The following is a 25,769-nucleotide window of genomic DNA, read 5'->3' as shown; positions in this document are numbered from 1 at the left end:
GGCTCACGTCGGGACCCGGTGCCATCCGGCGGCGTGCCGCGCCCCGGGCAGGTGGCCCTTGGCCTCGAACTGCCGGGCGGCCTGGGCGGCGGCCCGACGCGCGTCGTCCGCGCGGCCGGCCTGGCGCAGGACGTCGGCCCGGTCCAGCCAGGCGGTCGCCAGCAGGACGGGCGAGTCGGTGCCGGCCGCGGTGCGCACCGCGCGCGCGGCCAGCGCCTCGGCCTCCTCGGCGCTGCCGCGCGCGGCGGCGATCCTGGCCTGGAGGCCGTCGAGGTCGGCGGTGTCCGAGGCGGCCTGGTCGCCGTCCGCCGGCTCGGCCGCCGCCGTGCCCGGGGCCCGCGCGAGCCGCGTGGCCGCGTCGCCGTAGCGGCCGGCGTCCAGCAGCAGCCGCGCCGACTCCCGGGCCACCACCCCGCGCAGGCCGTCGGCCTGGAGGCTCGCGGCGGCGCCGTCGGCCTCGTCGAGCAGGTCCAGCGCCCGGCCGCCCTCACCCGCCATCGCCGCCACGGCGGCGGCGAACAGCGGCAGCACCACGCGGCCCTCGGCGTACGCGAGTTCACCGGCCAGCCGCCGGGCCCTGGCCAGGCAGGCGTGCGCGTCGTCCCAGCGCTCCTGGAGCGCGAGCAGCACGGCGAGCGGGCAGTTGAGCGTGAGCCGTACGGTGGGGCGCTGCTCCCCGTGTTCGGCCAGCAGCGCGCGGCTGCGGGCGACCGCCGAGCCGACCGGCTCCGGGCCGCGCCACAGCGAGACGCCGATCGCGCCCAGCGCCAGGGCCCGTTCGGGTTCCGCGCCTGCCCGGCGGGCGTGCGTCAGGGCCCGGGACAGCAGGCCGTCGGCCGCCACGTGCCGGCCGTGCGACTGCCGCTCCTGCGCGATCCGGATGCACGCCCGCGCCTGCCCGAGGTCGTCTCCCGCGCTCTCGAAGACCGGCAGCGCCCACTGGGCGACGGTTCCCGCGCTGCTCCCGTCGGGGGCCGCGGACACCGCGGCCAGGGCCAGCCGCGCGTGCGCGGCCTCCACCGGGCGCACCGCCTCCCGCGGTTCGGCGTCCGCCGCGGCGAGCACTCCCAGCAGCAGCGCCCGGCCCTCGTCCGTACGGCCGGTCGCCAGCAGTACGTCGCCGAGCCGGCGGGCCGCCGCCGCCCACTCGGGCTCGCCGTCGGCGGCCAGCTCCACCGCCCGCTCCAGCAGCCCCGCCGCCCAGGCCAGGTCCGAGCGGGCGAGCGCCCTGGAGCCGCTGTCGATCAGCAACCGGACGGCGTCCAGCCGCAGTTCGTCGGTGTGGGCGCCGAGGACGCCGAGCTCGGCGCGGTAGCGGTAGGCGTGCTCCAGGTGCCCGGCGACGGCGGCGGTCGCCTCGGCGGACGGCAGGCGGCGGGTGCCGCGGCGCGGTGCGTCCTGCGCGCCGCCCGACGGGCCGCTGCCCGAAGGTCCGTTGCCCGAAGGTCCGTTGGCCGTGGCGCCGCTGTCCGGCGCGCCGCCGCTTGGCGGGGCCTGGCCCGCGAGCCGGTCGGCCAGCGCCCGCGCGGCGTGCTCGTGCCGCTCCGCCCGGGTCCGCTTGGCCATCGACTGGTAGGTGACCTCGTGCACGAGGCCGCTGCTGAAGCGCAACGGGTACGTGCCCGGCCGCGGCCGGTCCGCGGGCCTCAGCAGGCGGTGCCGGCCGAGCCGGGCGAGGGCCGCGCCGACCGGCCCCGGCACCGGTGCCGGCGGCTCCGGTTCCGCCGCGGGCGCTTCCGTGGCGTGCAGCGCGCCGCCGGGTGCGCCCTCCCGGTCGCCGGCCACCAGATCGGCCACCTCGTCGGCGGTGAACTCCCGTCCCGCGACGGCCGCGATGTCCAGCGCGGCGCGCTCCGCGCGGCCGAGCGCGCCGATCCGCGCGCCGAGCAGCGCCTGAAGGGTGGTCGGCAGGTCGCCGCCGCCGTCGGGGCGGTACCCGGAGTCCGGCTGGGTGAGCGCGGCGATGAGCATCTCCAGGTAGAAGGGGTTGCCGCCGGCGGACTCCAGGACCTGCGGCGGCACGCCCGTACCCCGGCCGGCCCGGGCGGAGCCGGCCGGGGTGCCAGGGCCGGCCCCGGCGCCGACCGCCGTAGCGGTCCCGGTCGCGGCCGGACGCCTCCCGCCGTCCCAGTGCGCGCCGACCTCGGTCAGCGCGGCGGCCACCGCCTCGGCCTCCGCCGTGGTCAGGCCCGGCAGGGTCAGCGACCGCGCCCCGCCGCCGCCCCATCCGGTGCGGCGGTCGGCCAGGTCGGGGCGCGCAGCGCAGACGAACAGCACGCCGGAGGAGGCGAGTTCGGCGCACAGCGTGGTGACCACCGCCAGCAGCGGATCGCTCGCCCAGTGCAGGTCGTCCAGCACCAGCACGACCGGGCGGCTGCGCGCGAGCACGCCCAGCAGGCCGGTCAGGGCCGCGCAGGTGTCGTCCGTCGACGGGTTCGGCGTGCCGTCCTCCAGCAGCCCGGCCGACAGCACGGCCAGCGCGGCGCCGACCTCGTCGCGTTCCGCGGTGTCCGGATCGGAGGAGGCTGCTCCGGCCGCGGCGCACCGGGCACCGCCGAACTCCCGTACCGGCTCGGCGTCCTCGGCCCGCGCCGGCCACAGGTCCGGGAACTCGTCGAGGAGTTGGCGTACGGCGTCGGCCAGCGGAGCCAGGCTGCCGCGCTCGCCGTACGGACGGCAGCGCCCCGAGCCGTAGTTGAAGGCGCGGCCGGACCGCTTGCGCCACTCGTGGATCAGCCGGGTCTTGCCCATGCCGGCCTCGCCGAACACCGTCACCAGGTTCGGGCCACGGCCGTCCCGGGCCGCGACGGTGGCCAACGCCTGCCGCAGCACCGCCAGTTCGCGGGCCCGGCCGACGAAGGGCACGTCGAAGCGGCGGGTGACCTCCGGCTCCTCCTCGACCACGGCGACGAGCCGGTACGCGGTGACCGCGTCCTCCTTGCCCTTCAACCGCAGCGGGCCGACGCGTTCGGTCAGGGCGCTCGCCCCCGCGGCCCGGCGGCTCTCCGGGCCGATCAGCACCTCGCCCTCGGCGGCGTTCTGCTCCAGCCGAGCCGCGACGTTGACCGTCTCCCCCGACACCAGCGCCTGCCGGGACGAGACGTCCGACGCCGTCACCACGGGGCCGGTGTTGATGCCGATCCGGACGCCGATCCTGATGCCGAGCGACGGCCCCAACTCGGTGTCGTTGAGCCGCTGTACGGCGTCCAGCATGGCCAGCCCGGCGGCCAGCGCCCGTGCCGCGTCGTCCTCGTGGGTCACCGGGACGCCGAAGACGGCCATCACGGCGTCGCCGATGAACTTCTCGACCGTCCCGCCGAACTCCTCCAGGCACTCCCGCATCCGCTCGAAGTAGCGCAGCACCACGGTGCGCAGCGTCTCCGGATCGAGCACGCCGGACAGCGCCGTCGATCCGACCAGGTCGCAGAAGACCACGGTCACGACCTTGCGCTCCTCCTGCGGTACTCCCGGGGCCCGCACGGCGGCCGGGGTGCCGCAGGACGGGCAGAAACGCGCCTCGGACGGAAGCTCGGCATCGCACGCAGCGCAGCGCATGGTCGGGTCCCTTCCCGCTGGTCGTGGAGCGGCTCAGAAGAGCGCGCCTCCGGCGATCTCGCTGTGGGCCTGCACCTCGGGGCCCACCTCGTCCAGCCGCGCCTTGATGTCGAGCATCATCGACAGCTCCTCGGAACTCAGCGCGCGCAGCACGTCCCGCTGCTCCTCGGTGAGTTCGGAGACGCCGAAGCCGTGCGACTCCAGCACGTCGAGGGTGTCGCCGGCGAGGTGACCGCCGTCCCCGCCCCGCCCGGTCCCGCCGCCACTGCCACTGCCGTTGCCATTGCCGTTGCCGTTCCGGTCCTGCGCCGCCGCGTCGCTCATGACGTGTGCGTCCTCTCCCTGGAGTGATCCGGCTCCGCTGCCCGGCCGATGTGCGCGAACAGCTCGACGAGCCCGTCCACGGTGTGCAGCGCGCTCATCACGACCGCGTTCACCAGGGACGGGTCCAACGGCAGCTCGTCGAGCAGGGCGAAGAGCGCCGCCGTGTGCCCGGTGTCCAGCTCGGCGTGGCCGCGTACGGTGCGCAGCGCCGCCTCGGGCACCCCGGCGGCGGCGATCCGGTCCGCCAGCCAGGGCGCGGGCGCGTTGCCCTCCAGTACGGCGATGTAGCCGAGCAGCGCGACGGGATGGTGGTACTCGATCCAGTAGTGCTGCGCGCCGGCCAGCCGGGCGACGACGGGCGGCGGCTGCCGGTCCAGGACCGCCGCGGGGTCCCCGCCCAGCGCGGCGATGTCGGCCAGCAGCCAGTCGTCGTGGCCGCGTTCCTCCTCGATGTGCCCCCGCAGGTAATCCGCGAGCGGCCCGCACACCGGGTCGGCCGGGCCGAACACCCTTTCCGCGGGACCGACTTCGGCGCAGCGCAGCACCGCCCGTTCCATCAGCGGCACCGACGCGCGGATCACGCCGTGCATCGCCGCCAGGTAGCCGCCGTAGCGCGGGCCGAGTCCGGGCGAGCGCCACATGGCCGCGGTGGCGGACCGCACCGCGGGCGCGGTCAGCCGCAGCCGGGCCCGCAGCGCCGTGCTCGCGGACACCGCGGTACCGGCGCTCATCGCTCCGCTCCGGGCAGCGCGACCAGGTCGGCGTAGGGCGCGCAGCCGTGCCGCCGCACCAGCGCGACCGCGCCCGCCTCGGCCTGGCCGCGGGCGGCGTACCGGTCCAGCAGCGCGCCCGCCGGCCCGCCGCCGGCCGCGGTCGCGGCGGCCAGCACGGCGGGGTCGTCGCCGAACGCGCGGCAGCCCTCGCAGTAGCCGCGGCGCGCGCCGGCCGCCCCCGCGGCGCCGTACCGGTGCTGGAGGTTGGCCGGGCCGACGGTCCTGATCATCCGCAGCACCGGCGAGCCGAGCACCCGGGTCCGGATCGCCGGCCAGCCGTCCGTGCCGATGTGGCCGAGCGTCAGGTGGGCGGGGGCGGGTCTGCGGTCGACGACGTCCTGGTTGCAGCAGGCGACGACCGTGCCGTCGGCCGCGACCACCGGCCAGGCGGCCATCGAGCAGGGCAGCGCCCGCTCCGGATCGGGCAGCGCGGTGTCGGCGGTGGCCCAGGAGGCCGCGCGCCCCACCCGGCGCAGCGAGTTGACGAGCATCGGGACGCGGTCGCCGAAGGTGCGGCGGATGTCCGCGGTGACGTCGGCGAGGTACGGGTCGTCGGTGCCGGCGCCGACCAGGTGGAAGCTGGTGGCAATGCCGGCGTCCAGCACCCGCCGGACGAGGGCGAACACGGGGGCGCGGCCGGTCTCGCGCTCGTGGAAGGCGTCGAGGCTCACCGAGAAGTGGTCGACGGAGGTGACGGCCCGCCAGATCCGCTCCGGCACGGCCGCGGCCTGCCCGGGGCGGTCCGCGCGGCCGGCGAAGAAGGCACCGGTGAGCAGCGCGGTCCTGGTGCCCGCCGTACGCGCGGACGTGGCGAGCGACGCGACCAACTCGGGCCGCAGCAACGGCTCTCCGCCGGTCATCATCAGCACCGAGGGATGCTGCTCGGGGGTGAAGGTGCCGACGAAGGAGCGGAGTTGGCCGGCGTCCGGCTCGCCCGAGGCCATGGTGGCGGAGGTGGAGCAGTGCGCGCAGTGCAGGGGGCAACGGCCGGTGACGGTCAGAAGCAGTCCCGCGCCCGGCAGCGGACGCAGTGTCATCAGTTCGGCGAGTTCCATCACACGCTCCCTCATCGTCCTCCCGAAGTGTCGGCGGGGGCGGTTCGAGGCAAGGTAGGAAACGGTATGGAAACGGTATGTCCGCAGCTCGGAGCCGTGGGCGACCGGGCGGCGGCAACCGGTTGCGGGCGCCGATTACGGGCGCGGCTCCCGGGGCACCGGTTCCGGGCCGCCAATCCGGATTGGCGCCTCCGGACGACCCTTGTGGGCCCCCGCTGCCGGATCGGCGCCTCCGAACCACGCTTCCGGGCCCCCGCCTCCGGACCACGCTTCCGGACCACCTCCGCCGGGCCGCCGCCGGGCCCGCGCCCGGGCCTCAGGCGGTGGCGCGGGGCAGCGGTCGTACGTGCAGCGCCTGCCGAAGGGATTGTTCACGCGCGTAGACTTTCGCCAACCGCGGGAGTTCGTACAGCGCCGCGTGCGCGGTGACCTCGCAGTCCGGCGCCGGCAGCGCGCCCGCGTCCATCAGCGACTCCAGCTTGTGCAGGGCGTCGTCCTGGTCGCAGGTGAGCGCCTCGGCGGCCTGGCGGAGCGTGAAGGGCCCCTCGGGCAGCTCCGCCAGCAGGCAGAGCGTGGCCTGGTCCGCCGCGGCGAGCTCCCGCCATCCGCTCGCCAGCCGCGGGCGCACCTCGGCGTCGCCCGCGACCAGTTCGTCCAGGACGGCCCTGCTGTCGGCCAGCCGCTCGGCGTACTCGCACAGCGGCAGGTACCGCCGTACCGCGAGTTTCAGGCCGCTCACCCTGACCGCGAGCGGCAGCATCCCGGTCGCGGCCACGATCCGTTCGGCCGCCTCCGGACACGACCGCAGCCGCTCGTGCCCGACGATCCGGCCCAGCAGTTCGAGGCTCTCGGCCTGGTCGAAGGCAGCCAGCTCCAGCCGGTTCGCCGCCACCAGTCCCGCCAACTGGGCGCGTGCGGTGACCAGTACGGCGCTGGCGCCGGTGTCGGGGACGAGCGGCCGCACGGACGCCTCGTCGGCCGCGTCGTCCAGCACCAGCAGGACCCGGCGAGGTGCCAGCCAGGCCCGCCACGCGGCGGCGACCTCGTCGGCGTCGCTCTCGTCCCGCAGTTCGGGCAGGTCGGCCATCCGGGCCAGTTCGCTCACCAGCGAGGCGGCCGGGCGCGGATGGCCGGTCGCGTCGCGCATCCGCAGCAGCACCCGGCCGTCGGGGAACTCCGCCGCCAGACCGTGCGCGGTGTGCACCGCGAGCGCGGTCTTGCCGGTGCCGACCGGACCGGTGAGGACGGTGAGACGCCGCTCACCGTCCAACAGGCCGCGCAGCGACCGCAGATGCCGGTCGCGGCCGGTGAAGTCCGCCAGGTCCTGCGGGAGGAGGGTGCCCAGCGCGCCGCCCGCGCGGCGCGGCGCGGTCCGCGGGCCGGAGGCGGCGAAGGGGCCGCCGGGCTCGTGCGGGCCGCCGCCGAGGATCGACCGGTAGAGCGTCTCCAGCGCGGCGCTGGGCTGAAGTCCGTACTCGACGGCGAGCAGTTGGCGCAGTCCGGCGTACGCGGCGAGCGCCTCCGTCTGCCGGCCCTGGTCGAACAGCGCGGTCATCTGCACCGCGCGGAGCCGTTCGCGCTCGGGGTGGCGTTCGACCAGGTCCCCCACGGTCTCGGCGACTTCGGTGGCGCGGCCGAGCCGCAGCTCGACCTCGGCCCAGTCCTCGTAGACCTGGAGGTGGCGGCTGTCGAGGCGTTCCGCCTCGGATCTGACGGCGGGCGAGAAGCGCAGCTCGCGCAGCGGGAGTTCCTGCCACAGGCCGAGCGCCTCGCGCAGCATCCGGGACGCCGGTCCCAACGCGCCCTGCGCGGTGGCCTCGCGGGCGGACCTGGCCAGCCGCTGGAAGCGCAGGGCGTCCAGCTCGTCGTCGCGCACCCGTAACAGGTAGCCGCCCGCGTGATGGGCGAGCCGCTCGCCGGCCCCGACCCGGTCCAGCAGCTTGCGCAGCGCGGAGATGTACACCTGGATGTTCTTGCGCGCGGTGCGCGGCGGCCTGCCGTCCCACAGGGTGTCGGTCAACAGGTCCAGCGACACCGGGGTGTTGGGGCGGCACAGCAGCATCGCCAGCAGCAACCGCTGCTTGAGCGGACCGAGCGGGAGCGGGCCGCCGGCCGTGCCGACGGACAGTGGGCCGAGGACGGTGAGCCGCAGGCTGTCGTGCGCCGTTCGCGCTGGTTCGGCCATTTCTGGTTTCACCTTTCCCACCGGCTGATCCGGACAGCGGATCGTGAGCTGAGATGAATGACATCAGCCGAATGACTTATATCAGACGATGTCGCCCAGGTGAACAGGGCAACGTCCCCTTCGTTCGCGGCTGTTGCCGCCAACCCCCGCCGAACTGCGGCGATACCGACCGCATACCGCGGATAGACCGGTTCCGAATTCGCCGGTCCTACCTTCTGAGACGTTCCCAGCAACGCTTCACATCCGCCGAGACGAGGAGACGATCATGGCTGACGCCGTCGACCCGACCAACGAGGACAACGCCGCCGAGACCGAGACCGACAACGAGGTCGAGGCGCACTCCGAGGCCCCGCTGGACCTCCAGGAGATGGGTGTGAACTCGCCGGTGGTGGCCCCCGGCAGCACGGTCAGCCTGGCTGCCTGCGCCTGACCGGACGATGTGGGTGGCGCGCCTCGCGGCGCGCCACCCACACACGCGTTGTGCCGGTGCGGCCCGCCCGGGCCGTCCGGAGGCCCGGAACCGACAGGAGTTGACCATGGCCGATGCCGCAGAGCCCAGTTCCGCGGTGCCCAGTTCCGCAGCGCCCGACGACGGGCAGGGCGCGCCCGAACCAGCCGCCGACGGCGGCGAGTTCGAGGTGGAGGCGCACCTCGCGGGGCCGCTCGACCTCCAGGGGATGGACGTCAAGACGTCCGTGACCGCCCCGGTCCCCACCTCGCTCAGCGCGACCAGCGTCATCGTCTGCTGCTGACGCGCGCCTGACGGCCGCCTGACGCCCGTCCGGCGTCGCCCCGCCGGCGCGGAGCCGGACCGCCACCCCGTCGATCGGCCCCGCCACCCCCGTCGATCCGCCCCGTCGATCCGTCGATCCGTACCGGAGAGGCCCATGATCCCGTTCCCGTTCGTCGTCGCGGACCGAGACTTCTACGCACCGCTGGAGACCACCCGCGACCGCGGGGAGATCTACCGTCCCGAGCGGGTACCGGACGGCTGGACCGAGACCGAGTCCGGCATCTGGACGATGTGGCACCGGGGAAGGCAGTTGCGCGGTGTCGAGGACGGCTGGAAGGTGCACGTGTCCGCGCGACCCGGCCGCCAGCAGCACGTCCTCGACACCGTCGCCGCCGTCTGCTTCGCGCAGGACATCGCCTTCAAGCACCTGGCCGGCCGGCTCTTCTACTGGTGGACGCACCAGAAGCAGGCCGCCCGCCAGCAGAGCGGCAAGTTCATCGCCGCGTATCCCACCAGCGTCCCCGCCGCCCGCGCCCTCATGGAGCAGCTGCGCACCGAACTCGCCGACGAGGAAGGCCCGTTCATCCTCACCGACCGGCGCTACCGGGACTCGCGCACCGTCCACTACCGCTACGGCGCCTTCCTGCCGCGCGAGCGGGTCAACGCCGACGGCACGCACACCCTGCTGGTCCGCGGCGGCGACGGCGAACTCCGGGAGGACCGCCGCGGCGTGTCCTTCCACCTCCCCCCCGGCATCACCGACCCCTTCGCCGAGCGCCGCCCCGCCGGCGCGAAGCCGGCCGGCAAGGCGGGGCCAGCACGCAAGGCGGGGTCAGCACGCAAGACGGGGTCGGCCCGCAAGGCGGGTTCGGTGAGCTTCCACGGGTACGTCTTCGAGGAGGCCCTGCAGTTCACCAACTCCGGCGGCGCCTACCGCGGCCTGGAACAGGCCACCGGCCGCCAGGTGTTCATCAAGGAGGCCCGCGCGCACACCGGCATCGCCCACGGCGACACCACCGCGCCCGACCAACTGCGCGCCGAGTGGGAGACGTTGACCGCGCTGCACGAGACGGCGCCCGGCCTGGCCCCGCAACCGCTGGCCTACTTCCGCGAGTGGGAACACGACTTCCTCGTCACCGAGTTCATCGAGGGCGAGACGCTCCAGCGCTGGATGGTCTCCCACCACGCCATGCTCGGCGTCGGCCGCGAACCCCACGAGTACGGCGACTACTACGCCCGCTGCGAGAAGGTGCTCGCGCGGATCGAGAGCGCGCTGGAGCAACTGCACGCGGCCGGCTACCTCTTCGTCGACGTCAGCCCCGGCAACGTGATGGTCGACGACGACGACGGCGTCCGGCTGGTCGACTTCGAGGCCGCCCAGCGCGCGGACGCCGACGAGATCCTGGTGATGGGCACCCCCGGCTACGCGGTCCCCGCCGACCTCGTCGGCGACGACCGGCTGATCCACGACGAGTACGGGCTGGCCGGCCTCGCCCTGCTGCTCGTCGGGCCCTACCACCAGGTGGCGCAGCGCAACCCCGACACCCTCGCCCACCTGCGCGCCGACCTGCTGGAGCGGGCGCCGGTGCCGGAACCGCTGTGGCGCAAGGCCGTCAGGTTCCACCAGCCGCGCGCCGCGGTGGCGGGTGTCACGCCCCTCCCGTCGCCCGAGGAGGTGGCCGCCGACCCGCTGCGGCACCTCGCCGAGCTGCGGGACCGTACCGCGGACGCGCTGATCGCCATGGCCGACCCGACCCACCCCGACCGGGTGTTCCCCACCATCGCCGACGGCTACCACAGCAACACACAGTGCCTCGCCTACGGTTCCGCGGGCGTCCTGCACGCCCTGACCCGAGCCGGCCGCGCACTGCCGCAAGGGGCGCTGGAGCGGCTGCGCGACGACGTGTTCGGCGGCGTCGAGCGCCTGGCCCCGGGGCTGTTCGCCGGCGCCGCGGGCATCGCCTGGGTGCTCGCCGACCACGGCATGCTGGACGAGGCGCGGGACCTGCTCGCCGTCGCGGACCAGCACCCGATCATCACCTCGGGGTCGTCGGCGACGCTCTTCGGCGGCACCTCCGGCGTCGCCCTCGCCCACCTGGCGATGTACGGCCGCACCCGCGACGCGTCGCACGTCGAGCGGGCCATGGAGCTGGCGGCGGCGCTGCCGTCCGACGCCGACCTCACCGAGCGCCTCGGCCTCGACGACGCCACCGGCGTCATGCACGGCCGGACCGGCATCGCCCTGATGCTCCAGCAGCTCGCCGCCGTCACCGGGTCGGCCGACGGGCTGGGCCGCGGCGTCCGGCTGCTGCACGCCGAACTCGACCGCGCCACCGACCCCGAGGCGCCCGGCCTGGCCTTCCCGGTCTCCGCCACCGACCAGCGCAGCCTGCCGTACCTCTACTGCGGCTCCGCGTCGGTCGCTCACACCGCCGTCCGCTACGCGCGGGTGGTGGACGACGAGCGGCTCGCGCGGGCGCTGCCGCTGCTGCTGGTCCCGATGCGCACCACGTACACCGTGATGCCCGGCCTGTACCAGGGGCTGTCCGGCCTCGGTTTCGGCCTCGCCGAGTACGCGGAGGCGACGGGCGACGAAGCGGCCAGGGCCGACGCGATCCGCGGCGCGCGCGGGCTGTTCAAGTTCGCCGTGCCGCACGAGACCGGCGTCCGCTTCCTCGGCGACCAGCTCATGCGGTTCAGCGCCGACCTGTGGAGCGGCTCGGCAGGCGTGCTGCTCTTCCTGACCCAGCTCCTGGACCCCGCGCCCGATCCGCTGTTCACCGTGGACGCGCTGGCCGGCGCGTACGCCCGTCCCGTCGTGACCCGGTGAGGTGCACCGATGAGCCGTGAGACAGCCGCCGGGCCGGCGGGCGAGGCAACGGACGGCGTGGGCGCCGCCGGTACGGACACAGGCGGCACGAAGGCGGGCGGCACGAAGGCGGGCGGCTCGGGCTGGGCCGTCGACCGCGACGTCAACCTCTACTGGTGCGGCCAGACCGCCTCCGCGTTCGGCTCGGTCTTCACCGCGATCGCGCTGCCGGTCGTGGCCGTGGTGCACCTCAACGCGTCCGCGGGGGCCATCGGCCTGATCAGCGCCGCCGCCACCGCCCCGATCCTGCTCTTCGGCTTCCCCGCGGGCGCGCTCGCCGACCGCCTCGTCCACCCGCGCCGCGCGCTGATCCTGCTCGACCTGATCTGCGCGGTGGCCGTCGGCGTGGTCGCCCTGGGGCTGGCCGCCGGCGCCGTCTCGCTGCTCTGGCTGGGCGTGCTCTGCGCCGTCATGGGCGGCGCGTCCACCCTCTCCACGGCCGTGTACTTCCTGCACCTGCGCCAGCTCGTCGGCCCCGACGGCATCGGCGGCGCCCGCGCCAGACTCCAGGCCGGACAGTACGGCGCCGCGCTCGTCGGCCGCCTGCTGGCCGGACCCGCGATCGCGGTGCTCGGCGCGGCCGCCGCCCTGTCGGTCGACGTGGCGAGCTACGCGCTCAGCGCCGCCGCCCTGCTGACCATGCGCGCCCCCGATCTCGTGCCACGCGGCCCCGCGCCCTCCGTGCTGACCATGCTGCGCGGCGCCATGGCCGGCATGCGGGTCTTCACCGGGGACGCCTTCCACCGCGCGCTGGGCGTGTTCATCATCGTGCCGGCCGCGACGCTGGCCGGCGTCACCACCCTCACCGGACCGTTCCTGCTACGGGTGATCCACCTGCCGACCGCCGCCTACGGCTCCCTCTTCGCGCTCTCGGGGCTGATGGGCCTGGCCGGCTCCGCCGTCGCCGGACGGGTGCTGACGCCGGGCCGCAACGCCCGCCGGGTGATGCTGGGCGCCTTCACCGCCGGCATGGTCTGCAGCCTGCTGCTGCCGCTGGCCGCCGGGCCGCTTCCGCTGGCGGCGTTCTGCGCGGCGATGGGCATCGGACTGCCGATCTTCTTCGGCGCGATCGCCAACGTGGCCGTCAGCTCCGTACTGGTCTCCGACATGTCGGAGGAGACGCTCGGCCGGGCGATGGCCGCGCTCCAGGTGTGCCTGGCGGCGGCCGGCCTGGTCGGCGCGCTGGGGTGCGGTGTGCTCGGCGACTGGATCGGGGTGCGCGGGGCGCTGTGGACCATGGGGCTGATCGCCCTGGCCGGCATCGCGCTGAGCCTGCCGTCCGCGCTGCGCGCCGCGCGGCGCATCGAGAGCACGCCGGAGCCGGCGCCCGCGCCGGTCTGAGCGGGCCGCCGCGGGCAGGTGGACGGACAGCGACTCCCTTGTCACGTAAGGCAGTCGGCGGCGGCGCCGGGAGCGGACGCACCGCCGCCGACGGGCCGGCACACGCCTGCCGGCCATTCCGGGATCGTGGGCGCACCAGCTAGGATGAACCCGGGTGCGGGGGCACCCCAGCCTGGCCGGCACGACGTGGGGGAGGCGGATGATGGGCGAGAACGCTCCCACCGCGGCCGATTCCAGGGGCAGTTCGGCGACGGGTACCACGAGCGGTTCCGCCGCCGCGTCCGCTGACTCCGGCTCCGGCTCGGGCTCTGGGTCCGGCTCCACGCTCGCCGGCAAGATCGACGCGCTCTTCCAGGTCATCCGGCGCCCCACCCGCGAGCCGTACAGCCACGAGGAAGTCGCCCGCGCCTGCCGTGAGGCCACCGGGGAGAGCTTCTCCGCGACGTACCTGTGGCAGTTGCGCACCGGGCGCCGTGACAATCCCACCAAGCGCCATCTGGAAGCCCTGGCACAGTTCTTCGACGTCCCCGTCGGATACTTCTTCGACGACGAGCAGGGCGCCGCCATCACCAAGGAGCTGGAGCTGCTCGGCGCGCTGCGCGACGCCGGCGTGCGCAGCATGGCGCTGCGCGCGGTCAACCTCTCCCCCGAAGACGCGGCCACGATCAGCGACATGATCGACGTGCTCGCCCGCAGGGAGCGCGGTTCACCGAGTCGCGAACTCTGAGCGTGCTCGAACTCCTCCGTGAGATCTCGCGGTTCCGGCCGGCGGACAAAGGGACAGCGTGTGAGACGTACCAGAAGTGACGGAAGTCGGGCCATGTGGCAGCGCTGCCAGCGGACGGTGGACGCACTCGAACTGCCCAGCCCGTTCGACGCGACCGTCTTCGTCGGGATGCTCGCCGGCACCCGCGGCCGTCCGATCGAGCTGGTGCCGGTCTCCTCCGCGCGGGACACCCCGTGCGGCCTGCTGGTCACCACCGACCACGCCGACTGCATCGTGTACGCGGCCGACACCACCGCCCTGCACCAGCAGCACATCCTGCTGCACGAGGCGGCCCACCTGATCTGCGGCCACCACGAGACCGCGGCCGCCGCGTCGGCCGCCGCCCAGGTCCTGCTGCCGCACTTATCGGCGTCCCTGGTCCAGCGGGTGCTCGGCCGCACCGTGTACACCGAACCGCAGGAGCAGGAGGCCGAGTTGGTCGCCTCCCTGATCCTGACCCGCACCGTCCAGGCGGCCGGCAGCACCCGCCCGGCGCCGCCGCCCCACCCCCAACGGGCCCGGCTGGACCGGCTGTTCGGCACACCGGAGGCCCCGGCGCCGGGCCGCGCCGATGGCTGACCTGCTGTCGTTCCTCGGGGCCGCGTTCTTCCTGGTCTTCGGTGCCCACCGGCTGGCGATCACCCGCGGCGCGCGGGCGGACTCCGCGCAGCGCCACGTCTCCGGCTTCGCACTGTGCATGGGCCTGGCGCTGGTCTTCAACGCCCCTTCCGTCACCGACCGGTTGTCGCGCGATCCGACCCTCGACACGCTGGTCGGGCTGATCACCCACGACCTGAAACTGGCCGCCTTCGCCTTCCTCGTGCTGGTGGCCAACGCCCTCAGGTCCCCGACAGCCGGACGGCGTGCGGCGCGCCGCCAGGTCTGGACCGCCGGCGCGACCCTGGCGGCGTCCGTGGCCCTCTTCCTCGCGGCCTGCCCCGCCACCACGAGCGAGCAGCTGTCGGTCTCCCCCGGCCACCGGTGGGCCCTGGCGTCGTACAGCGCGCTCTTCGCCGCCTACGGCGCCTGGTGCCTGCTGGTCCTGGCGAGGGAACTGGCCGACCACGTCGAGCGCACCGCCCCGGGGCTGCTGCGGACGGGGCTGCGGCTGATGATGCTCGCCGCCGCGTTCGGTGCCGCCTGGACCGCGTGGACGCTGGACGACGTGATCTCCGATCTGAGCGTCGGCCACCAGGACATCGGCGAGGACATGGTGTCCTCCGCCCTGGGCGCGATCACCGCGCTGCTCGCCACCGGCGGCGCCACCGCCACGCTGTGGGGCGACGCCCTCGGTGCCCCCGTGCGGTGGCTGCGCGCCTACCACCGCTACCGGGCGCTGGAACCGCTGTGGTCGGCCCTGCACCGCGAACTGCCGCAGATCGCCCTCGACCCGTCGGTGACCGACCGCCGTCCTGGCCTGCCACGTGCCGAGTTCGCCCTCTACCGGCGGGTGATCGAGATCCACGACGGCCATCTGGCGCTGCGCCCGTACTTCGACTCCGACGTCGCCCGGTGGACGGCCGAGGCCGAAGCCGGGGACCGCGACCGCGACCGGCACGCGGTGCTCGAAGCGGCCACCATCGCGGCGGCACTGGAGAACAAGCGGGCCGGACGGCGGTGCGACGCGGCCGGCGCCCCGCGGCAGGCGCCCGCGGCACCCGCGCCGCCCCCGGTGCCGGGGACGGTGGCGGCGGAGACCGCCTGGCTGCTGGAGGTGACCGCCGCCTTCACCGGCTCGCCCGCCGTCGCCGACGTCCGCCGCCGCGTCCGCCACGCGGTGGACGTCAGCCGCCGGGACGCCGGCCGCGGCCCCGGCGGCTCCGGCGCGCCCGGCGTACCCGGCGTCCCCCGCTCCGACGCGGACGGCGCCGGCCCGCGGACCGGCTGAACCGGCTCCCGTCGGCGGCAGCGGGTGAGCTGGCTGCCGCAGCGGGCGAGCGGGCTGCGGCAGCGGGTGAGCGGGCTGCGGTCAGCCCACCTGGCTGCCCTTGCCCAGCGCGATCACTCCCGCGTCGGAGACGGTGTACAGCTCTCGGTCGCGCTCGGGGTTGACGCCGATGGTGGCGCCGGGCGGGACGTCCACGTTCTTGTCGAGCACGGCGCCGCGGACGATGGCGCCGCGGCCGACCCGCACGTTGTGGTGCAGCACCGAGCCCTGGACGACGGCGCCGGAGTCCACGATGACGCCCGGTGACAGCACGGAGCGGGTGACCTGCCCGCGGACCACGCAGCCCGGGCTGATCACGGACTCCCCCACGATGCCGCCGGCGCCGATCTTCGCGGGCGGCAGCGACCCGGGGTTGGTGTGGATCGGCCAGTCGCGGTTGTAGAGGCTGAAGGCGGGCCGGTCGGAGATGAGGTCCATGTGCGCCTCGTAGTACGCGTCCAGGGTGCCGACGTCCCGCCGGTAGCCGTGGTCGCGGACGGTCTCGCCGGGGACGTGGTTGGTGTCGAAGTCGTAGACCTGCGCGGCGCCTTGGGAGGTGAGCCGGGGCAGGATGCTGCCGCCCATGTCGTGCACGGACTGCGGGTCCTCCGCGTCCTCGCGCAGCGCCTCCAGCAGCGCCTTGGTGGTGAAGACGTAGTTGCCCATCGAGGCGAAGACATGACCGGGGTCACCGGGCAGGCCGGGCGGGTCGGCCGGCTTCTCCAGGAAACGCTCCACCTGCACCCCGTCGGCGCCGGGGGTGATCACACCGAACCCGGACGCCTCGGCCCTGGGCACCTTGATCCCGGCGACGGTGACGCCCGCGCCGTGCTCGGCGTGCTGGTCCAGCATCTGCCGCGGGTCCATCCGGTAGACGTGGTCAGCCCCGAACACCGCGACGTAGTCGGGCTGTTCGTCATGGATGAGGTTGAGCGACTGGAGGATCGCGTCGGCGCTGCCGAGGTACCAGCGCGGGCCGAGCCGCTGCTGGGCGGGCACCGGCGTCACGTAGTTCCCCAGCAGGCTGGACATCCGCCAGGTGGTCGTGACATGGCGGTCCAGACTGTGCGACTTGTACTGGGTCAGCACGCAGATCCGCAGGATGCCGCCGTTGACCAGGTTGGACAGCACGAAGTCGACCAGGCGGTACGTCCCGCCGAACGTCACAGCCGGTTTCGCCCGGTCGGCGGTGAGCGGCATCAGCCGCTTCCCCGCGCCGCCGGCCAGCACTATGCCAAGGACCGAAGGTCCACCACCGCGCATCGGCGCCCCCTTTGTTCGTCGTGATGAGTCGATTCCGTACGCCGTGTCCCCGTACGCCGTGTCCGCGTACATCCGCGTACGCCTGCTCTCCGTACGACCGTTCGCCGTACGACCGTTCGCCCGTACGCCGTGCCTCCGTACGACCGCTCCTCGCGCGCCGCGTCCTCGTCCGCTGCGTCGCGGCACCCGTTACGGCGCCGCGCCGGCCTTGACCACCGCCTCGTACAGGTCGGCGGTGCGGCGGGCGACGGTGTCCCAGCCGAACTCGCGGACCGCGCGCTGCCGTCCCGCCTCGCCCATCCGGGCCGCGGCCGCGGGGTCGCCGAGCACCCGGTCCAGGGCCCGGGCCAGCCCGGCCTCGAACTCCTCGGCGTGGCCTTCCCGGTAGGGCACCAGCAGTCCGGTCTCGCCGTCGTCGACGACCTCGGGGATGCCGCCGACCGCGGAGGCGACCACCGCGGTGCCGCATGCCATCGCCTCCAGGTTGACGATGCCCAGCGGCTCGTACACCGAGGGGCACACGAACACCGCGGCATGGGTGAGCAGTTGCACCACGGCGGGGCGCGGCAGCATCGCCGGTATCCAGTGCACGCCGTCGCGCACCGAGCTGAGTTCGTCGAACAGCGACCTGAACTCCCGGTCCAGGGCGGGGGTGTCGGGGGCACCCGCGCACAGCACGAGCTGCGCGGCGGGGTCGATCGCGCGGGCGGCGCGCAGCAGGTGCGGCACGCCCTTCTGCCGGGTGATCCGGCCGACGAACAGCACGTAGGGGCGGTCGGGGTCGATGCCGACCCGGGTGAGGGCGTCGGTGCGCGGGTCGGCCCGGTAGGTGGTGGTGTCGATGCCGTTGCGCACCACGTGCACCCGGTCGGGGTCGAGCGCCGGGTAGCAGGCGAGGATGTCGCCGCGCATGCCGTCGGAGACGGCCACCACGGCGTCGGCTGACTCCATCGCGGTGCGCTCGGCCCAGCTCGACAGGGCGTAGCCGCCGCCGAGTTGCTCGGCCTTCCAGGGGCGCAGCGGCTCCAGCGAGTGCGCGGTCAGCACGTGCGGGATGCCGTACAGGAGCTTGCCGAGGTGGCCGGCGAGGTTGGCGTACCAGGTGTGGGAGTGCACCAGGTCGCGGCCCTGGAGGGCGGCGGACATCTGCAGGTCGACGGCGAAGGTGCGCAGCGCGTCGTTGGCGCCGTCGAGGGTGGTGGGCGCGCGGTGGCGGACCACTCCGGCGGCGCTTCCCTCGCCCCAGCAGTGCACTTCGAGGTCGAGCAGGGCGCGCAGTTCGCGGGCCAGGAACTCGACGTGGACGCCCGCGCCGCCGTAGACGTCCGGGGGATACTCCCGGGTCAGCAGTGCGACCTTCATGGGGACCTCCGACCGTTGGCAACCGTGCTCCTTGCCTTCCCCGGTAACGGGCGGAGCTATCCCGGTGGACGGGTCGGGTTCCGGGGGCGCCCGCGCAGTTCGGCGAAGGACCGCGGGAGCGCCCGCACGTGAACCGGCGCACGGACGCGGTGCGGGTGCGTTTCGGTTGACCCGTATTCGGCCACAGTCGGCCCGTTGTCACCTCTTGCCCCTGGTTGCCACCCGTTTGCCACCCATGACCGCCCGCAATCACCGTAACGGCCGTTTACTGACGAATGGGGCGCCGGCGTATTCGTGGGTCCACTGGGACGTGCCCACAGGCAAGCACAACCCCGGTGCGCCCGCGGCAATACGGCAGATCCCGCCCCGGCGGACCGGCTGCGGAATGACGCTTTATGGACGGCTGCCACCCCCCGGTTCCGGGCACACGTATGGGAGAGACGACACGTGATGACCACCCCCCACTCCCTCGCACCTCTGCCACTGCGCGCCGGAGAGCGGTTGGCACTGGCATTGGCGAGGGAAGAGATGATGCAGGACTACCACCGGTGGGAGACCGACCCGGCGACGGTCGTCGGCTTCGGTGCCCGCTGGCCGGTGTCCTGGGAGGTGTTCCAGGCCCGATTCCTGAGCAGTCACACCTCGAGGCACTACCAGCTGTTCGAGGTGGTCACCACCGAGGGCGCGGTGCCGGTCGGCACCACCGCGCTCAGTGTCGACCAGGCGGTCAACACCGCCGAACTCACCCTCGTGATCGCCCCGGAGCACCGCGGCCGGGGCTACGCGACCGAAGCCACCGCACTCACTCTCGACTGGGCGTTCTCCATCGCGTCGCTGAGCGCGGTGTGGTTGGAGGTGCTGGCCCCGCACACCACCGCGGTCAACGCCTACCTGAAGGCCGGCTTCCACACCGCCGGACGGCTGCGCAGCGCTGCGCTGTGGCGCGGCCGGCGGGTGGACAAGCTGCTCCTGGACTGTGTGCCCGACGACCTGGCAGAAAAGAGGTGATCCGAGATGTCCTGCCCCGACGTGAACTGCCGCAAGGGCGGCTGCACCACCGACCCCGGCCAAGGCCGGCCCGCCCCTGAGCGCGGTCCCAAGGCATGACCCCGCTCATCACCTGCCGTACCCCCGCTCGCCGGGGGTACGGCCCGTTTCACGGCCCCCGCGGCCACCGCGGCCACCGGAGCCGCCGCCACGGCATCCGCGACCGCCTCGGCCGCCCCTCCACGCGCCCGCCCGCGCGGTCCGCCCGCACCCTCTGACGTGCGACGACCCGGGGCGGACACGGCCGGCCCTGCCAAGTACCGTATCCGGGACGTGTGGTGCCCAGCCGCGGAGGGGAACGTACCGATGGCCCAGTTCGACCTGCCGATGGAACAGCTCAGGACGTATCGCAGCGACGCGGTCGAGCCGCCGGACTTCGACCGGTTCTGGGCGGACACGCTGGCGCAGGCCCGCACCCATGACCTCGACGCGCGCTTCGAGCCGGTCGCGACCGCGCTGCGGACCGTCGAGACCTACGACGTGGAGTTCTCCGGCTTCGGCGGCCACCGGATCAAGGGCTGGTTCACCGTGCCGGCCGGGACGAGCGAACCGCTGCCGCTGGTCGTGGAGTTCATCGGATACGGCGGCGGGCGCGGCCTGCCGCACGAGCGTCTGACGTGGGCGTCGGCGGGATACGCGCACTTCCTGATGGACACCCGCGGGCAGGGCGGCAGTTGGTCCACGGGCGACACCCCCGACCCGGTGGGCTCGGGATCGGCCACGCCCGGCTTCCTCACCCGGGGCATCACCGACCGCGACGACTTCTACTACCGGCGGGTGATCACCGACGGCGTACGCGCGGTGGAGGCGGCCCGCACCCACCCGCTGGCCGACGCCTCCCGCACGGTGGTGACGGGGGTCAGCCAGGGCGGCGCGATCACGATCGCGGTCGCCGGCCTCGTGCCCGACCTCGTCGCGACCGCGCCCGACGTGCCGTTCCTGTGCGACCTGCCGCGCGCGGCGCGGATCACCGACGCGCCGCCGTACCGCGAGATCGCCGTCTACCTGTCCACCCACCGCCCGGAGCGCGAGCGGGTGTTCGCCACCCTCGCCTACTTCGACAACGTGCACTTCGCCGCCCGCGGCCGGGCGCCCGCGCTGTTCTCGACCGCGCTGCAGGACATGACCTGCCCGCCCTCCACGGTGTTCGCGGCGTTCAACGCCTACGGGCACCACGACAAGACCATCGAGGTCTACGACTTCAACGGCCATGAGGGCGGCGGTGCCCACCAGGAGGCCCTCCGCCTGGAGTGGCTGCCGAAGTACCTGTGAACGGCGCGGCCGGGCCGCACCCGCGGCCCAGCCGGCCTCGTCGGTGAACCGCCCCGGAAAAAGGAGGAATACGGCGGCGGTCGGCGGGCAGGCGCGCGGTTGACCGTCCTTGGAGTGCGAGGCGATGACGTGACCGCGAACACGCAGCAGTCGAGCAGCACGAACGGGACCGCGACCTGCGTCCGGCAGGCCGGCGAGCCGCAGCGGCAGGCGCCCGGCGGCCTCCCGTGGATCGAGCACGCGACCCGGGTCGCGCCGGAGGACGCACGGGTGCTGTCGAAGCTCTTCTTCGACCGCCTCCAGGAGTTGGAGGAGGGCACCCCCGCCTACAGCTACGCGCGCAACACCCTGATCGAGATGAACCTCGCGCTGGTGTACTTCGTCGCCGGCCGCTACCGCAACCGCCCGGCCACCGACCGCGAGGAGATCGTCCAGGTCGGCACGATCGGGCTGATCAAGGCGATCGACCGGTTCGACCTGTCCCGCGAGACGGAGTTCACCACCTTCGCGATCCCGTACATCGTCGGCGAGATGAAGCGGTTCTTCCGCGACACCTCGTGGGCGGTGCACGTGCCGCGCCGGCTCCAGGAGTTGCGGGTCGAGCTGAGCAAGGCGAAGGACCACCTGTCGCTGCTGCTCGACCGCGACCCGACCGTGGCCGAGCTGGCCGGCTACCTCGACATCGGCGAGTCCGAGGTGCTGGACGGCCTGGTCGCCGCCAACGGCTACACCGCCGGGTCGCTCGACGTGCCGTGGTCGGACACCGACGCCGGCCCCGACGGCGAGGGCCGCACCCTGGCCGACACCATCGGCGAGTGCGACCCGTCGATGGAGCTCGTGGAGGACCTCGGCAGCCTGGCCCCGCTGATCGCCCGGCTCTCCGACCGCGACCGCACCCTCCTGCGGATGCGCTTCGTCGAGGAGATGACCCAGTCCCAGATCGGCGAGGTGCTGGGGTACTCGCAAATGCACGTCTCCCGGCTGCTCAGCCGCATCGTGGCGAAGCTGCGCGCGGGACTGCTCGTGCAGCAGTGAGCACCGCCCCGCGCACCATCCCCCGAACCGACCGCGACAGGCCGCGTGGCCCCCTCCACGCGGCACGGCGGCCGCGACCCGGCACTTCCCCCCGTCCGGGCCGCGGCCGCCGTATCCGCGCGGTACGCCGTCACACGTCCGCCGGATCTGGACGCCCGCCGGATCTGGGCGCCCGCCCTACGGCGTGCTGATGTCGGCGCTGTCCACCGCGATGTTGGTCCCGCTGGACGCCGGGTTGCGGCCACCGGTGTTGGTGATCGTCAACGTGTGCGCGCCGGAGGCGAGTTGCGGGCTGGTCCACACCACACCCGACGCGTCGCGGCTCGGCGCGTAGTCGTCGACGCTCGCCGGGGTGCCGCCGTCCACCGCCAGGGACATCTGGCCCTGGTCCACATCGCGCACCGCGTGCAGCGCGACCTTGCTGCCGGTGAAGTACAGCGTCGCCGAAGCGCCCGCGGTGTAGGTCCAGTTGGCGGTGGAGTCGTACATGTCGGCGACGCCGTTGGTGACACCCCAGTTCGGCCCGTACCCGAAGTGGTCGACGTCGCCGGCCGCCGTGTCGTTGCCGTCCACGGTCACGGTGCCGGTGACCGGCCCGGTGGAGCCGTTGCCCGGGGTGAGGGTGACGGTGTAGGCGTCGGTGCCGGCGAGCAGCGTGACCGGCACGTGCAGCGTGCCGCCGTCCGGGGTGACGTCGCCGTCGAAGACCGTGGCGGGCGCGCTCAGCGCGGTCTGGTCCGGGATGCGCCGCACCGTCACGTGCACGGCGCCGTTGTCGACCAGGTACGGCGTCGCGGACAGGTTCGTGAAGTCCACGGTGGTGCTGCCGCCCTGACCGGAGTTGTTGCCGATCAGCGCGAACGCCCGCTGCGCGCCCGCGTCCGCGCTCGCCGCGACCGCGACGCCGCCGCTGCCGGTGGTGCTCAGCAGCTTCCCGCTGAGCTGGGCGTACGCCTGGTAGACCCACCACTGTCCGGTGGGCTGCCCGCCGGACAGCACCGAGTCGAGGGTGCCGGCACCGCAGCAGTCGGTCCAGATCGCGTGGGCTGCCGCGCTGACCCCGGAGGCGGCGAGCCGGTCGAGGAACCACGCGGTGTAGCCGGAGTTCTGCTGCTGCGAGAACAGGTACTCGTTGATGGTCAGCGGCAGCCCGCTGACGCCGTGCGCGGCCAGCAGCGCGCGGGCGTCGGCCGCGTCCGCGGCGGGGTCGTCACCGAAGTGCCAGTTCACCACGTCGGGAAGGGTGCCGTCCGCCTTGGTACGGCCGAGGAAGTCGTCCAACCAGCCGTGGTTGTAGCCGCTGTAGGACGGCCCGACGATCTGCGCCGACGGCTGGAGCCGGCGGATCTCGCGGACCGCGGTGTCCCACATCTGGTAGTACTGCTCGCTGTTGACGCCGCGCTGCCAGAACCCGGTGCCGTCCGGCTCGTTCCAGATGTCGTACGACACGTTCACCCCGGACGCCTGCACGCCCGTGACCAACGTGTCGATGAACGAGGCCCAGTTGGAGCAGTCGCCGTTGTCGCAGGGGTAGACGGTGGAGGCCGGCTGGGTGGTGTCGGCGCCCCACACGTCGGAGACGAGCAGGTGGTACGTGGCGTGGTAGGGGGCGGCGGTGACCCGGCGGGCCTGGTCGAGGGCGGAGTCCAGCCTGACCTGGTAGCCGCTGCCGGCCCGGTAGCCGTCGCCGAGCCAGCCGCCGCCGTCGATCCGTGCGCCGCCGCCGCGGAAGAGCGTCGGCTTCAGCGGTTGCAGCAGGCTGTCTGCGGGGCCCGAGCCGTCCTGGCTGAGCCCGTAGAGGAAGCCGGCGCCGGCGCCGTTGGGGGCGGCGCCCTGGGCGGACAGGTCGACGCCGACGGTGCTGTCGGCGGCCGGCGAGGCGGACGCCCCGGCCGGGCTCAGCGCGGCGGCGGCCAGCACGCTCGCGGCCAGGACGGCGAGCGCGGCGAGCAGCCGGGCCCGGCCGCGCGGGCGGCGACGGCGGCGGCGCGGATCGGTCGGCGGACGAGGTGCGGTCGAGCGGTGCATACGGTCCTCCCGGTGGGGGGTGGGCGGTTCGGTGAGGTGCGCACCCGGCGGGCCCGGGCGTTCGGGCCCGCCGCGTGGGTAGGGGGGCGCCGGCCGCTCAGGCGGGCCCGGGCGGGCCGGCCGGCTCGGTGCCGGGCTCGGTGCCGGGCTCCGCGAAGGAGCCTGCGGCGTCCGAGGGGTCGGCGAAGGGGTCGGCGTCGTCGCGCAGGAAGAACGGGACGGACTCCAGGGCGGCCGGCACGGTGACCCACGCTCCGCCGGGGTGGCGGACGCCGGTCGCGTGGTGGGTCCACTCCGCGCCGGCCGGCAGGTAGACCCGGCGGGAGCGCTCGCCGGGCCTCAGCACCGGCGCGACCAGCACGTCCCGCCCGCACAGGAACTGGTCGTCGACGTCCCAGCAGGTCGCGTCGCCGGGGAACTCCAGCAGCAGCGGCCGCATCAGCGGCAGCCCGCTCGCCCGGCCGTCCTCCAACTGCGCGTGCAGGTAGGGCCGTAGCCGCTCGCGCAGCCGCAGCCCCGCGGTCATCGCCGCCTCGGCCCGCTCGCCGTAGGACCAGATCTCGTTGGGGCCGCCACCGGTGCCGATCGGGCCGGAGAACTCGCGCGGCTCGCGGTGGCCGTGCAGCCGCAGCAGCGGGCAGAACACCGCGAACTGGAACCAGCGGACCATCAGTTCGCGGTAGTCCTCGTCGTCGGGGTGGCCGCCGTGGAAGCCGCCGATGTCGGTGGTCCACCACGGAATGCCGCTCATCGCGACGTTGAGCCCGGCCCGTACCGAGTCGGCGAGCGCCGCGAAGGTCGCGGGGATGTCGCCGGACCACAGCGCGGCGCCGTACCGCTGGGAGCCCGCCCACGCGGACCTGACCAGGGTCAGCACCTCCGTCTCGCCCTGCTCGGTGAGGTGTTCGTGGACCCCGCGGGCGTGCTCGCGCGGGTAGAGGTTGGCGACCTCCGAGCCGGCTCCCGCCGCGTAGGCGAGGTTGTGCGGGTGGCCGGGGCGCATCTCCGGCTCGCAGGCGTCCAGCCAGAACGCCCGGATGCCGAGCTTGTAGTAGTGCTCCTGCAGTCGGCTCCACAGCACGGCGCGGGCGGCCGGGTCGGTCGCGTCGTAGAAGGCGACCCCGATTCCCTCGGGAGCGCCCTCCAGGTCGGGCCAGTCGCCGTGGACGTCGAAGCCGCTGTTGGTGGCCACCAGCATGCCGGCGTCCCGCAGTTCGGCGTACGACGCGGACAGCGGGCTGACCGAGGGCCACACCGACACGGCCAACTCCACGCCGAGGCCGCGCAGTTCGTCGACCATGGCGCGCGGGTCCGGCCAGTCGCGGCGGTCGAAGTCCCAGTCGCCGAGGTTGCGCCAGTGCAGGTAGTCCACCACGATCACGCCGAGCGGCAGCCCGCGGCGGGCGTACTCCCTTGCCACGCCGAGGAGTTCGGCCTGGTCGCGGTAGCGCAGCTTGCTCTGCCACAGCCCCGAGGCCCAGCGCGGGAAGGCCGGCGCCCTGCCGGTCGCGTCGGCGTAGCGGGCGAGGATGTCGGCGGGGGTGCGGCCCGCGGTGAGCCAGTAGTCGAGCTGGCGGGCCCGGTCGGCGACCCAGCGGGTGCCGTTGGCGGCGAACTCGACCCGCCCGACGGCCGGGTTGTTCCACAGGAAGCCGTACCCGCGGCTGGAGACCGCCAGCGGCACGGTCACCTCCCCGTTGCGCTGCTGGAGTTCGAGCACGGTGCCCTTGTTGTCGAACCGGCCGTGGCCGTGCTGGCCCAGGCCGTGCACCCGCTCCCCGTCGTAGGCGGCGAAGCGCTGCTCGATACGGTAGGTGCCCGCGCCGGCGGCCTCGAAGTGCCGGGCGCCGGGCCACCAGAAGTGCGGCGGCTGCTCGCGCAGCAGTTCCTCGCCGGTGTCGGTGCGGAGCGCGGTGACCAGGCCGTCGCCGGTGCTGACGACCACCGTGAGCAGGCCGTTGACGAGGGTCGCGTGGGTGGCGTGGATCGTGATCCGGCAGGGCGCGGGGGCGGGCGCGGGCTGCTCGTCGAGCGCGCCGGGCAGCCCGTCCACGACGCGGTGCATGCCCGCCCGGACGCGGACGCTGTCCTGGCCCCAGGGCTCGATCTCCAGCACGTGGTGGCCGTGTCGCCACTGGAGGCGGTGCGGGGTGCGGGTGAACGCGGGCGGCAAGGTGTTCTCCTCGGGGTGGCGCAGGTACGGGTCGGGCGGGGGCTCTGTGAGACGGGGGCTC

19 protein-coding genes are annotated in these 25,769 nt (G+C 74.4%); 10 read left to right on the top strand and 9 right to left on the bottom strand.

What is annotated here, in order from left to right; genetic code table 11:
• Positions 1-3: 3 nt before the first annotated feature.
• From OG896_RS35315 to OG896_RS35295, 5 genes are all read right to left on the bottom strand, one after another.
• Entirely contained in the window at positions 4-3,555 is a 3,552-nt protein-coding gene (locus OG896_RS35315) for an adenylate/guanylate cyclase domain-containing protein (protein WP_329371916.1), read from the bottom strand.
• A 33-nt stretch (positions 3,556-3,588) separates the two neighbouring features.
• Positions 3,589-3,762 carry an aroma-sacti cluster domain-containing protein gene (locus tag OG896_RS35310; protein ID WP_328473812.1) on the bottom strand — a complete coding sequence of 58 codons (174 nt, stop codon included), beginning with the start codon at positions 3,760-3,762 and terminating at the stop codon, positions 3,589-3,591.
• 113 nt (positions 3,763-3,875) lie between these two features.
• On the bottom strand, positions 3,876-4,610 hold the full coding sequence (locus OG896_RS35305) for an iron-containing redox enzyme family protein (protein WP_329371915.1): 735 nt from the start codon (positions 4,608-4,610) through the stop codon (positions 3,876-3,878).
• Positions 4,607-5,722, bottom strand: a complete 1,116-nt coding sequence (locus OG896_RS35300) for a radical SAM protein (RefSeq protein WP_443057200.1) — start codon at positions 5,720-5,722, stop codon at positions 4,607-4,609. The genes OG896_RS35305 and OG896_RS35300 overlap by 4 nt, the downstream gene beginning before the upstream one ends.
• A 301-nt stretch (positions 5,723-6,023) precedes the next feature.
• The gene (locus OG896_RS35295; protein ID WP_329371913.1) at positions 6,024-7,892 is read right to left on the bottom strand and encodes a BTAD domain-containing putative transcriptional regulator; all 1,869 of its coding nucleotides are present in this window, start codon (positions 7,890-7,892) and stop codon (positions 6,024-6,026) included.
• A gap of 265 nt (positions 7,893-8,157) precedes the next feature.
• On the opposite strand from OG896_RS35295, the gene OG896_RS35290 reads away from it, so the two are divergent.
• From OG896_RS35290 to OG896_RS35260, 7 genes are all read left to right on the top strand, one after another.
• Entirely contained in the window at positions 8,158-8,322 is a 165-nt protein-coding gene (locus OG896_RS35290; protein WP_328461171.1) for a hypothetical protein, read from the top strand.
• Between the two features lie 106 nt (positions 8,323-8,428).
• Positions 8,429-8,644 (top strand): hypothetical protein, encoded by a 216-nt coding sequence (locus tag OG896_RS35285; protein ID WP_329371909.1) that lies wholly within the window; start codon positions 8,429-8,431, stop codon positions 8,642-8,644.
• Between the two features lie 135 nt (positions 8,645-8,779).
• Entirely contained in the window at positions 8,780-11,455 is a 2,676-nt protein-coding gene (gene lanKC, locus OG896_RS35280; RefSeq protein WP_329371907.1) for a class III lanthionine synthetase LanKC, read from the top strand.
• A 9-nt stretch (positions 11,456-11,464) separates the two neighbouring features.
• Positions 11,465-12,835, top strand: a complete 1,371-nt coding sequence (locus OG896_RS35275; RefSeq protein WP_329371905.1) for an MFS transporter — start codon at positions 11,465-11,467, stop codon at positions 12,833-12,835.
• A 202-nt stretch (positions 12,836-13,037) separates the two neighbouring features.
• On the top strand, positions 13,038-13,562 hold the full coding sequence (locus tag OG896_RS35270; RefSeq protein WP_329371903.1) for an XRE family transcriptional regulator: 525 nt from the start codon (positions 13,038-13,040) through the stop codon (positions 13,560-13,562).
• Between the two features lie 93 nt (positions 13,563-13,655).
• Positions 13,656-14,180, top strand: coding sequence for a ParH-like protein (locus OG896_RS35265; protein WP_329371901.1), 525 nt, complete (start codon positions 13,656-13,658; stop codon positions 14,178-14,180).
• A complete protein-coding gene (locus OG896_RS35260; RefSeq protein WP_329371898.1) occupies positions 14,173-15,489 on the top strand; it encodes an MAB_1171c family putative transporter in 1,317 nt (438 codons plus the stop codon). The genes OG896_RS35265 and OG896_RS35260 overlap by 8 nt, the downstream gene beginning before the upstream one ends.
• An 81-nt stretch (positions 15,490-15,570) precedes the next feature.
• Here the strand turns inward: OG896_RS35260 and glgC are convergent, their stop codons facing one another.
• Both glgC and glgA read right to left on the bottom strand, forming a co-directional pair.
• On the bottom strand, positions 15,571-16,791 hold the full coding sequence (glgC, locus tag OG896_RS35255; protein WP_329371897.1) for a glucose-1-phosphate adenylyltransferase: 1,221 nt from the start codon (positions 16,789-16,791) through the stop codon (positions 15,571-15,573).
• A 189-nt stretch (positions 16,792-16,980) separates the two neighbouring features.
• Complete coding sequence (gene glgA / locus OG896_RS35250) at positions 16,981-18,153, bottom strand: glycogen synthase (protein WP_329371896.1); 1,173 nt, start codon at positions 18,151-18,153, stop codon at positions 16,981-16,983.
• Positions 18,154-18,603: 450 nt separating this feature from the next.
• On the opposite strand from glgA, the gene OG896_RS35245 reads away from it, so the two are divergent.
• The 3 genes from OG896_RS35245 (at position 18,604) to OG896_RS35235 (ending at position 21,507) form a co-directional block, all read left to right on the top strand.
• Positions 18,604-19,161, top strand: a complete 558-nt coding sequence (locus tag OG896_RS35245; RefSeq protein WP_328461189.1) for a GNAT family N-acetyltransferase — start codon at positions 18,604-18,606, stop codon at positions 19,159-19,161.
• Positions 19,162-19,506: 345 nt separating this feature from the next.
• Positions 19,507-20,472 (top strand): acetylxylan esterase, encoded by a 966-nt coding sequence (locus OG896_RS35240; protein ID WP_329371895.1) that lies wholly within the window; start codon positions 19,507-19,509, stop codon positions 20,470-20,472.
• Between the two features lie 129 nt (positions 20,473-20,601).
• Positions 20,602-21,507, top strand: coding sequence for a SigB/SigF/SigG family RNA polymerase sigma factor (locus tag OG896_RS35235; protein WP_329371894.1), 906 nt, complete (start codon positions 20,602-20,604; stop codon positions 21,505-21,507).
• A 177-nt stretch (positions 21,508-21,684) separates the two neighbouring features.
• On the opposite strand, the gene OG896_RS35230 is transcribed toward OG896_RS35235, so the two are convergent.
• Entirely contained in the window at positions 21,685-23,535 is a 1,851-nt protein-coding gene (locus OG896_RS35230; protein ID WP_329371893.1) for a GH39 family glycosyl hydrolase, read from the bottom strand.
• A gap of 97 nt (positions 23,536-23,632) precedes the next feature.
• On the bottom strand, positions 23,633-25,708 hold the full coding sequence (locus OG896_RS35225) for a glycoside hydrolase family 31 protein (RefSeq protein ID WP_329371892.1): 2,076 nt from the start codon (positions 25,706-25,708) through the stop codon (positions 23,633-23,635).
• Between the last annotated feature and the right edge of the window lie 61 nt (positions 25,709-25,769).

Origin of the sequence: Streptomyces sp. NBC_00669, assembly GCF_036226785.1 — a bacterium.
Classification (GTDB): Bacteria; Actinomycetota; Actinomycetes; order Streptomycetales; family Streptomycetaceae; genus Actinacidiphila.
Note: the sequence above shows the minus strand (reverse complement) of the source record. Positions and strands in the feature narration are given on the sequence as shown.

What these genes read in the sequence shown, in the direction of transcription:
- OG896_RS35315 (WP_329371916.1), bottom strand. Translation starts at nt 3,555, where the DNA reads ATGCGCTGCGCTGCGTGCGATGCCGAGCTTCCGTCCGAGGCGCGTTTC.
- OG896_RS35305 (WP_329371915.1), bottom strand. Translation starts at nt 4,610, where the DNA reads ATGAGCGCCGGTACCGCGGTGTCCGCGAGCACGGCGCTGCGGGCCCGG.
- OG896_RS35300 (WP_443057200.1), bottom strand. Translation starts at nt 5,722, where the DNA reads ATGAGGGAGCGTGTGATGGAACTCGCCGAACTGATGACACTGCGTCCG.
- OG896_RS35295 (WP_329371913.1), bottom strand. Translation starts at nt 7,892, where the DNA reads ATGGCCGAACCAGCGCGAACGGCGCACGACAGCCTGCGGCTCACCGTC.
- OG896_RS35290 (WP_328461171.1), top strand. Translation starts at nt 8,158, where the DNA reads ATGGCTGACGCCGTCGACCCGACCAACGAGGACAACGCCGCCGAGACC.
- OG896_RS35285 (WP_329371909.1), top strand. Translation starts at nt 8,429, where the DNA reads ATGGCCGATGCCGCAGAGCCCAGTTCCGCGGTGCCCAGTTCCGCAGCG.
- lanKC (WP_329371907.1), top strand. Translation starts at nt 8,780, where the DNA reads ATGATCCCGTTCCCGTTCGTCGTCGCGGACCGAGACTTCTACGCACCG.
- OG896_RS35275 (WP_329371905.1), top strand. Translation starts at nt 11,465, where the DNA reads ATGAGCCGTGAGACAGCCGCCGGGCCGGCGGGCGAGGCAACGGACGGC.
- OG896_RS35270 (WP_329371903.1), top strand. Translation starts at nt 13,038, where the DNA reads ATGGGCGAGAACGCTCCCACCGCGGCCGATTCCAGGGGCAGTTCGGCG.
- OG896_RS35265 (WP_329371901.1), top strand. Translation starts at nt 13,656, where the DNA reads ATGTGGCAGCGCTGCCAGCGGACGGTGGACGCACTCGAACTGCCCAGC.
- OG896_RS35260 (WP_329371898.1), top strand. Translation starts at nt 14,173, where the DNA reads ATGGCTGACCTGCTGTCGTTCCTCGGGGCCGCGTTCTTCCTGGTCTTC.
- glgC (WP_329371897.1), bottom strand. Translation starts at nt 16,791, where the DNA reads ATGCGCGGTGGTGGACCTTCGGTCCTTGGCATAGTGCTGGCCGGCGGC.
- glgA (WP_329371896.1), bottom strand. Translation starts at nt 18,153, where the DNA reads ATGAAGGTCGCACTGCTGACCCGGGAGTATCCCCCGGACGTCTACGGC.
- OG896_RS35245 (WP_328461189.1), top strand. Translation starts at nt 18,604, where the DNA reads ATGACCACCCCCCACTCCCTCGCACCTCTGCCACTGCGCGCCGGAGAG.
- OG896_RS35240 (WP_329371895.1), top strand. Translation starts at nt 19,507, where the DNA reads ATGGCCCAGTTCGACCTGCCGATGGAACAGCTCAGGACGTATCGCAGC.
- OG896_RS35230 (WP_329371893.1), bottom strand. Translation starts at nt 23,535, where the DNA reads ATGCACCGCTCGACCGCACCTCGTCCGCCGACCGATCCGCGCCGCCGC.